The sequence below is a fragment of the Zemynaea arenosa genome (genome assembly GCF_004614185.1).
Classification (GTDB): Bacteria; Pseudomonadota; Gammaproteobacteria; order Burkholderiales; family Burkholderiaceae_D; genus Telluria; species Telluria arenosa.
The window spans coordinates 57,126-70,951 of the sequence record NZ_SPVF01000128.1; the positions used below are offsets into that span (position 1 = coordinate 57,126).

At 60.5% G+C, this 13,826-nt stretch carries 10 protein-coding genes and 1 tRNA gene; 1 reads left to right on the plus strand and 10 read right to left on the minus strand.

The features are described from left to right. The first annotated feature begins 75 nt into the window (after positions 1-75). On the plus strand, positions 76-924 hold the full coding sequence (locus tag E4L96_RS09985) for a hypothetical protein (RefSeq protein WP_135207063.1): 849 nt from the start codon (positions 76-78) through the stop codon (positions 922-924). Positions 925-2,002: 1,078 nt separating this feature from the next. Here E4L96_RS09985 and E4L96_RS09990 read toward each other — a convergent pair. The 10 genes from E4L96_RS09990 to cyoA form a co-directional block, all read right to left on the minus strand. Beyond that, positions 2,003-4,348 (minus strand): MAP7 domain-containing protein, encoded by a 2,346-nt coding sequence (locus E4L96_RS09990; protein ID WP_135207064.1) that lies wholly within the window; start codon positions 4,346-4,348, stop codon positions 2,003-2,005. 997 nt (positions 4,349-5,345) lie between these two features. After that, on the minus strand, positions 5,346-6,596 hold the full coding sequence (locus E4L96_RS09995; RefSeq protein ID WP_135207065.1) for a tyrosine-type recombinase/integrase: 1,251 nt from the start codon (positions 6,594-6,596) through the stop codon (positions 5,346-5,348). Between the two features lie 167 nt (positions 6,597-6,763). Then, a tRNA-Ser gene (locus tag E4L96_RS10000) sits at positions 6,764-6,854 on the minus strand. A gap of 106 nt (positions 6,855-6,960) precedes the next feature. After that, positions 6,961-7,515, minus strand: coding sequence for a response regulator transcription factor (locus E4L96_RS10005; protein ID WP_370660738.1), 555 nt, complete (start codon positions 7,513-7,515; stop codon positions 6,961-6,963). Beyond that, on the minus strand, positions 7,515-8,864 hold the full coding sequence (locus tag E4L96_RS10010; RefSeq protein WP_135207066.1) for an ATP-binding protein: 1,350 nt from the start codon (positions 8,862-8,864) through the stop codon (positions 7,515-7,517). The genes E4L96_RS10005 and E4L96_RS10010 overlap by 1 nt, the downstream gene beginning before the upstream one ends. A gap of 3 nt (positions 8,865-8,867) precedes the next feature. Beyond that, positions 8,868-9,653, minus strand: coding sequence for an SURF1 family protein (locus E4L96_RS10015; protein WP_135207067.1), 786 nt, complete (start codon positions 9,651-9,653; stop codon positions 8,868-8,870). Further along, positions 9,650-10,135, minus strand: coding sequence for a cytochrome o ubiquinol oxidase subunit IV (gene cyoD, locus E4L96_RS10020; protein WP_135207068.1), 486 nt, complete (start codon positions 10,133-10,135; stop codon positions 9,650-9,652). Before cyoD ends, E4L96_RS10015 begins: the two co-directional genes overlap by 4 nt. Beyond that, the gene (cyoC, locus tag E4L96_RS10025; RefSeq protein WP_135207069.1) at positions 10,132-10,767 is read right to left on the minus strand and encodes a cytochrome o ubiquinol oxidase subunit III; all 636 of its coding nucleotides are present in this window, start codon (positions 10,765-10,767) and stop codon (positions 10,132-10,134) included. The genes cyoD and cyoC overlap by 4 nt, the downstream gene beginning before the upstream one ends. Positions 10,768-10,769: 2 nt before the next feature. Next, positions 10,770-12,773 carry a cytochrome o ubiquinol oxidase subunit I gene (cyoB, locus tag E4L96_RS10030; RefSeq protein ID WP_135207070.1) on the minus strand — a complete coding sequence of 668 codons (2,004 nt, stop codon included), beginning with the start codon at positions 12,771-12,773 and terminating at the stop codon, positions 10,770-10,772. Further along, positions 12,751-13,764, minus strand: a complete 1,014-nt coding sequence (cyoA, locus tag E4L96_RS10035) for a ubiquinol oxidase subunit II (protein ID WP_135207071.1) — start codon at positions 13,762-13,764, stop codon at positions 12,751-12,753. The genes cyoB and cyoA overlap by 23 nt, the downstream gene beginning before the upstream one ends. Between the last annotated feature and the right edge of the window lie 62 nt (positions 13,765-13,826).

Here is a 13,826-nt window from a genome sequence, read left to right on the forward strand (position 1 = left end):
CGGGGGCGCCATAAGCGCGCCCAGCAATAACGGAAATGACTATGCTTTCCGGTATTCCCTCCGGCGGAGCTACTGATGAACCAGATTCGTCTCCTGTTTGGCGTATGTGCGGGGCTGTCGCTGCCAGATTCGTTCGCGCAAACCATCCCATTGGAACCTGTTCCCTTCACGGAGTACGTTGCGCAAGCCACGCGCCGCGAAATCGGCGACACGCCGGTTGTGGTCCAAGGCCCCTTGAGACTGTCCATAGGCGAGCTGAACGCCAAGCTGGATCGTGTCCTTTCGTTTTGCCAAGCAACGACAGCGGCCTGTGATACCGAGATCACTCAATTTGCCAAGGCGGTAGCCCAGATCCTCAAGCAACAACACGCTCCAATTGACAAATCCGCGGTCCAACTGACAGTGCGATCCGCGGAGTACGTCAAACATGCGCAGGAGGTCTTGGGGCCTGAGGGGCCGGGACTGCAGCGAAAGCCGCTGGCGGAAGGGTTGATGGTCCTGGCGGTCCTTGACACGCCCCGGGCAGTTCGCCCCCTGGACAACCGCGATCTTGGGAAGCTCCGGCTGCAGCAGGACCAGCTGTTTGAACTGGGGGCAAAGAATGTCGCGGCCGGTCTGAAGCCGTTGTCAGAAGCCGCGAAGCCCGCAGGCAGTGGCCAGATCGGCTATCTCGGCCCAAATTTCCTCGAGCCCGCACGAGTGGCGTTGATTGACCAGTGGGAGTGGTTAGCCCGGGCTCAGAACGGCCAGCTTGTGATCGCCATTCCGACTACCGACATGGTAATTTACGTGTCTGAAAGTACACCGACCGCTCTCGATGCGCTGCGCACGCTGTCCCGTAAGCTGGGTGCACAGTCGCAGAATCCGCTCGCACCGAATACGCTGCTGCGGTGGACGCCGCCAGGATGGGAGACGGTGCGCTAAGTACTGGGAAAGAGTGGGCAGATCGCAGCGGAAGGCTTACGGACGCCTAATTCCTTCCTTTTGCTCGCCTCCTCAGGACAATTCCTGCACAACAGATGCAGAACCCGACAATCACAAACACTTGCCGCCAACCGTAGCCGGATTCTGCGACCGCCACTACGCGGTAATACCCTGTATGCCTTGTATCAGGGTCAGTTAAGAAAAGATCAACAGGCAGCCAATCCATCAGCCACTCACCAATGAGGCCGGCGACCAGAAGAAGGCCTCCAACTCCAATGAGGCAGGTGGCGAATCTCATCGTTCGCTTGAACATGGGCTTCCTAGAGAATCGAGCACGAGCATAAACAATTCCTTCGATGGCTCAGTCTTCGAACCCGAGGATTCTCGGCAGACGACGCCAGATGAAGCAGATCGTGAGAGTCGCAATAGGGACGGCAACAAACTCGAGAGCCTGCAGTTCAGTGACCGGAGTAATGAGCCGCGCTAGAACCGCAGCGAATAGACCCCAACCGCCACCGGCCACGATTGCAGCCGCGCCGACCGTGATCCACCGCCTCAATTTAATGTGCGAACCCATGTTCCGTCAGCTGTTGAGACGAAAGACCGTAACATAGCGCTTTACCTAAGCCTGCAACAATATAACCCGTCGGCCCGTTCATGACACGTACTCCAGCATGGCTGGTGCGATGCGGCACAGACAAGATCAGGTAATAAAAGACCCGCCGTCTCGAAGAGTTCAGCGGGTTTCTCGACAGCACCCATATGGGCTTAGGCTATTTTGGCGGAGAGAGGGGGAATCTCATCCAAAACTTCCCCTATGACGGGTATCTCGTTCAAGATCTTTTTTTGCCCCCAACGGTGTCCCTATACGTTGACCATAAGCAACGGAAATTCACATTCCCGATAAGATATCACGGGCGCTGATAACGACGGAACAGCATATAAAAAGCGCCCCCTTCAGACTAGCGCACTAACTCTACGGGCAACTCAACCGGTTTCAACCGCCCACATCTGCGCCGCTGCACCTGCGGCGCACAGAGACCGGCGCCACCGCTAATCGCAGTACGAATAGTGGACGTCAATTTTCATGCGTACCGATTGACTCATCAAGCGCTTCCCAGCCAGCATCCTCGAAATTTGGCCTGCTAGGCGGGATTTGGATGGTACGATCCTTTAGCGAGACAAAGCGCTCCAGCTCTCGATACGCCACCTTCTGCAGCGGTTTGTGGAGAATATTCGGTACAAACCAAAATCCCCCAACGCTTAGCAACGTCGTAATGATAAATGCGGTCCAAGGACTGTCAGCAGCGGCCCACGCGGCGTACACGACTAGCGCGCCGTAAAATGCAACGATAAGCCAGCGCATCCTCCTGTAGCAACTAAGCCCAAAATGGAAACCTTCGCGCAACACATCGTTAATCCTCCTTTTCTCAGCATTCTCGCGTTGAGCTCGCTCAGAAAGAAGTTCGCGATTTATCGATGCGAGATTCTCCCGTTCTTGCTGCTCTTGCAGCAATTTTGCTTCTGCGTCCTTTCTTTCGCGGTCAGATCTCTCCTCAACCTCAAGCTTTTCCCTCTCGCGCAACTTGATAAGGGCTTCGGATTCAAGGCGAACGCGCTCGACTTCGGCTCTGTGAGCCTCTTCCTTTGCAAGCATTTCGAGTGCGGCTTCTTCTCTAGCTCGCTCCGCCGCAAATTCCCCAGCTGCTAACTTTACTTGATCAATGATATAGGGAAGACGCTCGGCAGTAACATCTTCTGGATCGCCACCGGTGGCTCGCATCAAAGACTTCGCGCCTTCTCGATCCTCAAAAAGGGCAGCAAGGTCGTCGGCCTCATCTTTTCCATTCATTTCAAGGACCAAGTTGTAGGCCTTTGCTTTGACATCCGCACGCGGCCGAACTGCTGCAGAACAGTTCGCTAACAAACGCGCTTTCGGAATCGACGAAATTCCGCCGCCTTCTCTCGCCCAAATGTAGCCGGCAAACTGTTTGTCCGACATCGAGATCGGCGACCACTTCTGAACGTGAACCGCGCTATGTTTGGTCGTATCAGATAGCCACGTGGCCCAGGAGTCATTCGCTATCGACACTAACGCTGTATTGCGAGTCACAAAAATCCACTTGGAGTCGCAGATTTTTGGACAGGGAACCGTAGTATCTCGAATCGCCAAGAGGGACCAGATTGACTTCCGATCATGGTCCTGTGCATCCACGTTGCGCCAATGCTGCATCCGTGACCGAATCTCCGTTTCAATACTGCCTACTGCGGTTGGGGATCGCCGATGTAGTAGACCAGTATCCGGGTCCCGGTGAACTTCTATTCCGAGCCGCTCATAAGCACGTTTCCCGACATTCCCAGCTAGAGCACTCAACAAGTCTGGCTGCGCCGAGGTACCCCACTTGATTGCGTTTGTGTTGACACCAGACCTAAGATAACCAAGTCGTGCTGTGACAGCTGCCTCGGCTTCAAGTACGCAATGGTCCAGAATTGCAGGGACGGCTCCGCTGCTCTTGATTGTCGCCAGCAATTCCTTACCGTACTCGGTGTATTCTGAGTTGACGCCCAACATGTCGAGTAGGAGGGGAGAGTCAAGATATACGGTAAGTCCATCCAAGGAACTCTGTTCGTCGCTTGGCTCGCAGAAGCACGCGATAGCCTCGGCAGCCATGTTCGCGAACGCAATGTCAGACACTAGCTCGAAGACCGCGCCATTCTTCGCCTGGAGGTCCAGCAGGAACTGGGACATCATATAGTCCAAATGCAGCTCTTCCTTGGAGGTCTGCGCGGAATCCTGATTCTTTAGCGGGTCGAGAACTATCGTACTAGCACTCTTCTTTACCGCTATCCCGCCCTCTTTTCGTCCCAGCAACCGCATCGAATCAACATTGAGCAAACGGGCGAGAAAAGCAGCATCCAAGGACTCCCTAGCCAAACCCTTGAGTCGCTCATCGTTCTGGCAAAACTTCGCGAATTCGAGGAGAACGCCATCGATTTGCGCCTCAGTTACCGCACTTACCTGCTGGTCTTCTGCTTGGCTCCGCCGTCGGTGTCTATAAACGGCCGAAGACCCTGTTGAGGAAACCAGCTCTAGGAGTTTATGTTTAAAAAGCAGTTCAGTTAATCCGAGCGCCGCGAGTCTTGGTATCTTGAAGCCGAATCGCGCTGCAACAGCGCCCGAGAATTTTTCGGCATCGAAAAGTTGTCCTTCCAGTTCAGCACAGGCCTCTGCCAGAAATGGAACGAGTGCGTCTGCTATACCCACTCCTGGAGTGCTGAGCTTCTGCGCGAGAGCGCAATACGCCAATAGGGCGCGCTTAGGTTTCTGATTCGCCGCCACAGATGTGCCTTTCATCAATTGACTGACTCTCAGGCAATTTAACAGAATTGATTCCTTTCTGTTAGTGGCATTGCTATTTTTCATATTGACAGCGTCACGGTGCTTCTCTTGTTCTGTGCATCGCACCCGCTCTTTAGCTTAAGAGGGTAGCCAGAGCACACTTTACGAACGAGCCAGAATCGGCTTCATACTGATCACAACGGGTTGGTGTAGAAAAGTCAGGTTAGTGTTTTTTGCCGCCCAGCTCGCCTTGACGAGATGGGGAGTTGAAGGCAACGGGACACCACTCCCGTGTATGCGGAACTGCTGCACTGCCTGCCCACGCCGCATGCGTGTGTGGCGCCGCGGCCGGCGGGGCCGGACAGCGGGGACCAATGACCCAGGGTCCATGGAGTGCACCTTGTGCACGAGTCGGCTCCCGAGGAAGCAAGGGGACGGCAAGCAGGTTCAATGAGCCCGGTAGGTGCGAGGTCGAAGCTCGTCACTTACCTTCGTCACTTGCTGCAATCACCCTGCTTGCGAAGCAGGACGCTAGCGCTAGCGCGTCGTCACTGGCAGCCGGGCCGCCAGTAACGACGCGCGGGACACGCACGTGGCCACAAGGAGAAGTACGCCTCGTGCGTGCTAGCGCCCGCTGCAAGCTGGGCGAATGGAAAGCAAGCTCGCGGCCTGCGGACTGAGAGCGCGGTGCGTCTTGCGCAACCGCGGTGCTGAAGTGGCAGTCGATGCTGCCTGGAGTGTCAGCCGGTTCTTGACCAGCTATCGAGAAGGCGCGTAACGAGCGCAACGCTTGGGGCGATCCCAAGAAGTGGCGGGGCGATCCCACCGGGTTTGCTCGACCATTCTGCCACATGAGCGAGTCGTGCGAACGCAGAAATCCCCCGTCAAATAAGCCGGGATTTTCGAACTAACGGTGATCGTGACCGTCAGATAGGCGAAGGAGGATTCGATCATGGGACAGTTGCTTACCGATGTGCTTCTGGCATTCGATGCCGCGTCCATCGTCGTCTTGATCTGGCTGATCGTTGGCTGCTACCGAGGCATCAAAGCAGAGCAAAAACAGTGATGCAGCGGAAGTGCCTCACGCCGGACGGCGGCCCAGCGCCTCAAGCTCCAACTTCTCGAGATAGTCCGCCCAGTCCTGCATCATCCGCCGGCGCTCGTCAAAGTACGCGCCCCGATCATAGGCGCTTTCGAGCTTGTCTTTCGGGACGTGAGCCAGCTGCCGGTCCACCACCTCGTGTCGGTAGCCCAGGCGCTCCTTCAACGTCGTCATCGCAAGTGCGCGGAAGCCGTGGCCTGTCATCTGCTTCTTGTATCCCATCCGATCAAGCGCGGCCAGCAAGGTGTTGTTACTGATTGGTTCATCAAGTGTCCGCTGATTCGGGAAAAGGTACTTACCTGCGCCTGTGTAGGTATAGAGCACTCGCAGCAGATCGACGGCTTGACGCGGCAAACAGGTATCGTGATCGACCTTGATCGGCTTGACCTTCCGCCGCCCCATCTTCATGCGCTGCCAGGGGATGATCCACCGGCCATGTTCGAGGTCGATCTCGCTCCACGGCGTCTCAATGAATTCACTTGTTCTCACGAAGACCAGCATCATGAGGCGCATCGCGATGCGCACCACGTGTCCCATCCGCGCTTCGTTGGAGGCCAGGGCACGCAGGAATTGCGGCAGGTCGTCAGGCCCGATCGCTGCGAAGTGCTGCTCGTTGGCGGGCTTCAGTACCATCACCAGGTGGTCGGCGGGATTGCGATCAATGAGCCCTGAGTGCACGGCGAAGATGAAGATGCGATTCACGTTGGCCGTGATTCGGTGGGCCGTCTCGCGCACGCCGCGGCTCTCGATCTTGCGGACGGCACGCAGCACATCGACGGTTGCGATCTGCTTCAGACGCATGCTGCCGATCTCGGGGAAGATGTCGCGCTCCAGCTGGCGAATGATGTTGTCCCTCGTGCGCTGCGTCCAATTGTCGCTCTGGACGTCGTGCCACTCGCGTGCGACCGCTTCGAACGTTGGCCCAAGCGCCAGCGCTTCGGCGGCCAGTGCGAGGCTACGCGCAACGGCGGGATCGATCCCCTGTGCGAGCACTGCACGCGCGTCGGCGCGCTTCTCACGCGCTGTGGCCAGCGAGATCTCGGGATAGCGCCCGAACGAAAGCCGGTTCTCAAGTCCATCAGGACGGCGATATTTGAAGCGCCAGAACTTGCGGCCGTGCGTCGTCACTTCGAGGTACAGGCCGTCACCGTCGAACAGCTTGTACGCTGTCTCGGCTGGCTTGGCATTGCGGACCTCGGCATCGGTCAGCGGGCGGACGATCTTTGGCATTTTTGGGGATATCGAACACCTGGTTGGACAGCGATGTCCTTTCCCAGTTCCCCAAAAGTCTCGAATGCGGCCGAATTTGCCAGGACGAGACAGAACAAAAAAACCGCCGTCTCATAGGGAGAACGGCGGTTTTTTTTGATGTCCGGCTATCAAGCTGAACGATATCCTGGCGGAGAGAGGGGGATTCGAACCCCCGATAGGCTATGAACCTATACACGCTTTCCAGGCGTGCGACTTAAACCACTCATCCATCTCTCCTGATGGGGTCCCATGGTTGGGAAGCCGCATATTATAGCAAGAAATCTGCTGAGTACCAGCACTTTTGCTCCACGGCGCGCGGCCACGCCACACCGGGACGTAGCCCTCACTTCACCCGCTGTTTCTCCAGCTTCCGCGCCAGCGTCCTGCGGTGCATGCCCAGCCGCCGCGCGGCCTCGGAGATGTTGAAGTCCGTCTCCGCCAGAACCGCGTGGATGTGCTCCCATTCCAGAGTCTTCACTGAAGTCGGCCGGTTGGTCAGCTCCACCTCCTGCGCCCCCGCGACGTGGCCGAAGGCGGCCTCGATGTCGTCCGTGTTGGATGGCTTGGCGAGGTACTGGCACGCGCCCAGCTTTATCGCCTCCACCGCAGTCGCAATCGACGCAAAGCCAGTGAGCACCACGATCAGCATTTCGGGATCGTGCTGGTTCAGCGCCTGCACGCACGCGAGACCGGACGTGCCGTTCTTCAGCTTCAGGTCCACCACCGCATACCCCGGCGAGAACTCCTCCAGCACCTGCTGCACCTCTTCCACGCTGGCCGCGTTGCGCACCACGTACCCGCGCCGCTCGAACGAGCGCCCGAGCGTGCGCGCGAAGGCCTCGTCGTCCTCGACGAGCAGCAGCGCGCGTTCCTCGTTCACGTCATCCAGCTCAGACATCACACCTGTACTCCACTCCCACTATCGATACTGGCCAGCGGCAGTGTCAACTCGACCACCGCCCCGCCCTCTTCCCGGTTGCGCGCGACCACGCTGCCACCGAGCGTGCGCGCCACGTTCACGACCAGGAACAGCCCGAGCCCGCGCCCCGGCTGCCCTTTGCTGGACGCATACGGCTTGCCAAACTGCGCGAGGATGTCGGGATCGAAGCCCGGTCCGCGGTCGCTCACCCGCAGCACCAGCCTGGAATCGTCCCGCTGCGCCTCGAAGCGCAGCCACGCGGGCGATGCCTCGAACGCATTATCGAGCACATTCCAGATCATCTGCCGCACCGTCTCGTCGAAGACGGCGGGCAGTCCGGGTTCGATGGCATTCGTGTACTCGAACGCCTCGACCTGCCGTGACGCACGCCACTCCTCCACCAGCGTATCGAGAAAGCCGCGCACCGTGGTGCGTTTGGACGATTCGCCGCGCGTCTCGCCTGCGGACAGCAGAATCGCGCTGACGATGGACTTGCAGCGCGCGAGCTGCGTCTGCATTTCGCCCACTTCTTCCAGCAGGTCCGGGTGCTTGCGGATCTCGGGCAGCCGCTTCCAGTCGCCGAGGATCACGGAGAGCGTCGCCAGCGGCGTGCCCAGTTCGTGCGCCGCGCCCGATGCGAGTAGGCCCATGCGCACGATGTGCTCTTCCTCCACGGCGCGCTGCCGCAGCTCGGCCAGCTGCGCATCGCGGTCGCGCAAGCTGCTCATGATACGCGTAATGAAGTAAACCAGCAGGCCGCCATTGAGCGCGAAGCACAGCAGCATGCCCTGGATGTACAGCGACTCGATGCCGCGCTCGGGGTCGAACGGCCATTGCAGCGGCAGCGAGTGAATCGCCAGCCCGCTCAAACAGAGCAGCGTGATGCCCGCAATCGCCCACGCCCCACGCCGCCGCAGCATCACCGCGCCGATACTCACCTGCAGCAGGAACAGGAAGGCAAACGGATTGACGATCCCGCCGCTGAAGTACAGCAGCAGCGTGAGCCCCGCCACATCCACCAGCAGCGCAAAGAACAGCTCCGGGTAGGACACCTCGCGCTTCTCGTGCCAGCGCAGATGGCTGCCCACGTTGAAGGCGATGAGCACCGCCAGCACCATGCACATCTCGGCGATCGGCAGCCGGATGCGGAAGACTTGCGTAACAAAGACGATGGTCGCGATCTGCCCCACCACCGCGATCCAGCGCAGGTGGATCAGCTGCTGCATGATCTTGTGGCCGGCGGCCGAATCGACGGCAGTCTCGGTGGGCGCGATGAGCGGGCCCGGGACGTCCCGTGGCGGGACGTTCAGCGGTGAGGAAAGCGGCATGCGTCAGTCGTTGAGTTGGTCGCGGCGCCGTCCGTTCCGGGCCATCCAAACGAAGGCACCGGCCGACAGCAGGGCCATAGCATACCAAGTCAGCGCATATGACAGGTGGTTGTTGTTGAAGTGGACGACCGTGAGCCCGCCCACCGGCACGCCCGGCGCGCGCGGGACCGAAGGATCGAGATCGGCATCGACGAAGTACGGCACCACACGCGGCAGCCCGCGCGCGGCGGCGATGGCCTCCACGTCGCGCGAGTACCAGCGGTCCTGGGTGGGATTGTTCTGGCGGAGGAAGGCGCCGCCGGGTTCGGAGATGCGCAGCAGGCCCGTGACCGAACTCTGAGCGCCGGCGGTACCGGGAGCACACGCCGCAGGCGATTCCGCAGCGTGCGGTTTGCGCGGGGGAGCCGTCACCACGAAGCCGCGGTTGACCAGCACCACGCTGCCATCCGGCCGGCACAGGGGCGTGACGACCCAGAAGCCGGAACCCAGGTCCGTCACGGCCATCACATAGGCCGAGCGTTCGTCGAGAAAGCTGCCTTCGAGGCGGACATGCTTGTATTCGTCCGCTTCCCGGCTCACTGGTACGCCAAGCAAAGGCGCGGGAGCGGGAGGCATGTGGATGCGGGAATCAACCCGCGCGATGAGGTCGCGCTTCCATTGCAGGCGCATGACCTGCCAGGTGCCCAGCGCGAGGAACGTGAGCACCACCAGCACCGCACCCACGGCGGCGGCCGCGCGGACCACGGGTCCACGTTGGGCCGCACCGCCGCCGGTGCGGGCCGCGGTCATGGCGTGGACTGCGGCAGCGGTGCGGTCTGCCCGCCCGTGCCCACCTGCCCGGCGTGCTCCATCTGGCCGCCGTGGCCAGCGCCGCCGTGCATCCCCGGCATCATGTTCTGGTTCATGTGGTACATGACCCAGAGAGAGCCGGACATCACGATCACCAGCATCATGATGGTGAAGAGGGTCGACAGCATGGTCCAGCCTTTTTCCGCGCTCGGCGTCAGGTGCAGGAAGTAGATCATGTGAACCACCATCTGCACCGCGCCGATGCCCAGGATGACCAGCGCGGTGGCGCTGGTGCTGGAGATCACCTTGTGCATCACGAGCCAGAACGGAATCGCGGTCAGGATCACGGACAGCACGAAGCCGACCATGTAGCCCTTGAAGCTCACATGCGGATGGCTGCCATGGTCATCGTGATGATCGTCGTGGCCATGACCGTTGTGGTCATGCGCGTGTGCATGGTCATGAGTATCGTGCGCGCTCATGGCAGGGTTCCCATCAGGTAGACAAAGGTGAAGACGCCGATCCAGACGACGTCCAGGAAGTGCCAGAACATCGAGAGGCACATCAGGCGGCGCATGTTGGCGGTGTGCAGGCCATGGCGGCCGATCTGGAACATCAGGGTCACCAGCCAGATCACGCCGAACGACACGTGCAGGCCGTGGGTGCCGACCAGCGAGAAGAACGAGGTCAGGAACGCGCTGCGCTGCGGACCCGCGCCTTCATGGATCAGGTGCACGAACTCGTCGATCTCCAGGTACAGGAAGGCGAGGCCGAACAGGCCGGTGATGCCCAGCCAGATGATGGTCTGCTTCACCTTCTTGTCCTGCGCGGCGATCATCGAGAACCCGTAGGTGATCGACGACATCAGCAGGAAGGCGGTGTTCAGCGCCACGGTCGGCAGGTCGAACAGCTCCATGCCGGTGGGGCCGCCGCCGTAGGCCCGGCCCAGCACCGCATACGCGGCGAACAGGCAGGCGAATAGCAGCACGTCGCTCATCAGGTAGATCCAGAAACCCAGCATGGTGCCGTTTTCCGGATGGTGGTGCGCCACGTAGTAGCGCGAGGACAGGTCGGTGCCGTCCGCGGTGTCGATAGTGTTAGCTGCAGTGCTCATGCTCAGGCCAGGCTTTCCAGCATACGGGTGCGCTCTGCTTCAACGCGGGCCACTTCGTCCGCCTTGATGTAGTAGTCACGCTTGTAGTTGAAGGTATGGACGATGGTGGTCACGACCAGGCCCGCGAAGAACACGCCGGCGATGAGCCACATGTGCCAGATCAGGGCAAAGCCCACCACGCCTGCGATCGCGGCCAGCACGAAGCCTGCCCAGGTATTGGCCGGCATGTGGATGTCCACGAAGCCGCTGGTCGGGCGCTTGAAGTGGTTGGACTTCATGTCCGCATAGGTGTCGGTATCGTGCACCACCGGGGTGAACGCGAAGTTGTAGTCCGGCGGCGGCGAGGAGGTCGACCACTCCAGGGTACGGCCATTCCACGGGTCGCCGGTCACGTCGGCCAGCTTCTCGCGGCGCATGATGGAGACGGCGAACTGGATCAGCATCGCGCCGATACCGCCCGCAATCATCACGGTGCCGATCAGCGCCAGCACGAAGTACGGGCGCAGGGCGAAGTCGTCGAAGTGCGAGACGCGGCGGGTCACGCCCATCAGGCCTTCGATGTACACCGGCGTGAAGGTGACCCAGAAGCCGATCACCCACAGCCAGAACGAGACCTTGCCCCAGAAGACATCCAGCTTGAAGCCGAGGGCCTTCGGCCACCAGTAGTTAATCGCCGCGAACATGCCGAACAGGACGCCGCCGATGATCACGTTGTGGAAGTGCGCCACCAGGAACAGCGAGTTGTGGAGCACGAAGTCGGCCGGCGGCACCGCCAGCAGCACGCCGGTCATGCCACCGATGACGAAGGTGATCATGAAGGCGATGGTCCACATCATCGGCAGCTCGTAACGGATGCGGCCGTGGTACATGGTGAACAGCCAGTTGAAGATCTTCGCGCCCGTCGGGATCGAGATGATCATCGTGGTGATGCCGAAGAACGAGTTGACCGAGGCGCCGGAACCCATGGTGAAGAAGTGGTGGAGCCACACGAGGTAGGACAGCACGGTGATCACGACGGTCGCATACACCATGGAGGTGTAGCCGAACAGGCGCTTGCCGCAGAAGGTCGCGGTCACTTCCGAGAACACGCCGAAGGCCGGCAGCACCAGGATGTAGACCTCGGGGTGGCCCCAGATCCAGATCAGGTTCACGTACAGCATCGGGTTGCCGCCCAGGTCATTGGTGAAGAACTGGGTGCCGAACACGCGGTCCATGCCCAGCATCGCCAGCGTCACGGTCAGCACCGGGAAGGCGGCGACGATCAGTACGTTGGTGCACAGCGAGGTCCAGGTGAAGACCGGCATCTTCATCAGGGTCATGCCCGGCGCGCGCATCTTGACGATGGTGACGATCAAGTTGACGCCCGAGAGCAGCGTGCCGACACCGGCAATCTGCAATGACCAGATGTAGTAGTCCACCCCCACGTCCGGACTCGCGAGGATGCCGGACAGCGGCGGGAACGCCAGCCAGCCGGTGCGCGCGAATTCGCCCACGAACAGGGAGATCATCACGAGCACGGCGCCCATGGTGGTCATCCAGAACGAGAAGTTATTCAGGAACGGGAAGGCCACGTCGCGCGCGCCGATCTGCAGCGGGACGATGTAGTTCATCAGGCCCGTCACCAGCGGCATGGCGACGAAGAAGATCATGATCACGCCGTGCGCCGTGAACACCTGGTCGTAGTGGTGCGGCGGCAGGAAGCCGGCGTTGTCGCCGAAGGCCAGTGCCTGATGGGCGCGCATCATGATGGCGTCGGCGAAGCCGCGCAGGAACATGACCAGGCCGAGGATCATGTACATGATGCCGATCTTCTTGTGGTCGATGCTGGTGAACCAGTCGCGCCACAGGCGGCCCCACAGGTTGTACTTGGTGATTAGGCCGAGGACGGCCAGGCCACCGATCGCCACCATGACGAAGGTGGAGATCAGGATCGGCTCGTGGAACGGGATCGCGTCCCAGCCGAGCCGGCCGAGGATAGGATGATCAGTTGGTTGCAGTAGCGACATTTTGCTGCTTCTTCAGGGAGAGAATGGCTTGCTGGGCGACGCGCGGGTCGGTGCACGTCTCGGCAATGATCTTGGCGCGCGCGGCGTCGGCGGCCACCATGTGCGAAATACAGGTCTGGCCCGGATTCACGCAGCGTTCGAGGATGGCGGTGTACAGGGTCGGGTCGACCGCGCCATAGCGCTTGACCGGATCCGCCTCGCTGGGCTTGAGCAGCACCGCGTAGTTGGCGCGGTCCATTGCGCCGCCGCCGGCCTTCACGCCCTGCACCCACTTGCCGAAGTCCGTATCGCTCACGGCGTGGTACTTGAAGCGCATGTGCGAGAAGCCCGCGCCGCTGTAGTTGGAGGAGAAGCCTTCGTAGCTGCCGGCCTTGTTCATCACGGCGTGGAGCTGGGTCTGCATGGACGGCATCGTGTAGACCATGCCCGCCAGTTCCGGGATGTAGAACGCGTTCATCACCGAGGTGGCGGTCATGTCGAAGCGCACCGGCGTATCGACCGGCGTCACCAGCTCATTGACGGTGGCGATGCCCTGCTCCGGGTAGATGAAGAGCCATTTCCAGTCCATCGCCACGACCTGCACCACCAGCGGCTTGTGGTCCGCGGCCAGGGGGCGCTTGGCGTCGATGCGGCTCAGGGGGCGGTAGGGGTCCAGCAGGTGGGTGCTGATCCAGGTCACCAGGCCGAGGGCGATGATGATGAGGAGCGGCGCGCCCCAGATCACCAGTTCCAGCACGGTGGAGTGGTCCCAATCGGGTTCGTACTTCGCTTCCTTGTTGGCGGCGCGGTAGCGCCACGCGAAGAAGACGATAAGGATGATGACCGGGACAATAATCAGCAGCATCAGAACCGTTGCGAGGACCACGAGATGCGCTTCCTGGCGCGCCACGTCTCCCGAAGGATTCATCACCACCGTATTGCACCCAGCCAGCAGCGTCGAAAGAACTACCAACAGCAGCGCCGGGGCACGGCGAACTAACGGAGATTTCATGCGGAGGTCTTGAGTGTTACGGATTGGGGGATAACGTGCTACTGTAATGCCAACGGCTCGCC

Coding starts and splice junctions, on each gene's coding strand:
- E4L96_RS09985 (WP_135207063.1), top strand. CDS start 76: ATGAACCAGATTCGTCTCCTGTTTGGCGTATGTGCGGGGCTGTCGCTG.
- E4L96_RS09990 (WP_135207064.1), bottom strand. CDS start 4,348: ATGAAAAATAGCAATGCCACTAACAGAAAGGAATCAATTCTGTTAAAT.
- E4L96_RS09995 (WP_135207065.1), bottom strand. CDS start 6,596: ATGCCAAAGATCGTCCGCCCGCTGACCGATGCCGAGGTCCGCAATGCC.
- E4L96_RS10005 (WP_370660738.1), bottom strand. CDS start 7,515: ATGTCTGAGCTGGATGACGTGAACGAGGAACGCGCGCTGCTGCTCGTC.
- E4L96_RS10010 (WP_135207066.1), bottom strand. CDS start 8,864: ATGCCGCTTTCCTCACCGCTGAACGTCCCGCCACGGGACGTCCCGGGC.
- E4L96_RS10015 (WP_135207067.1), bottom strand. CDS start 9,653: ATGACCGCGGCCCGCACCGGCGGCGGTGCGGCCCAACGTGGACCCGTG.
- cyoD (WP_135207068.1), bottom strand. CDS start 10,135: ATGAGCGCGCACGATACTCATGACCATGCACACGCGCATGACCACAAC.
- cyoC (WP_135207069.1), bottom strand. CDS start 10,767: ATGAGCACTGCAGCTAACACTATCGACACCGCGGACGGCACCGACCTG.
- cyoB (WP_135207070.1), bottom strand. CDS start 12,773: ATGTCGCTACTGCAACCAACTGATCATCCTATCCTCGGCCGGCTCGGC.
- cyoA (WP_135207071.1), bottom strand. CDS start 13,764: ATGAAATCTCCGTTAGTTCGCCGTGCCCCGGCGCTGCTGTTGGTAGTT.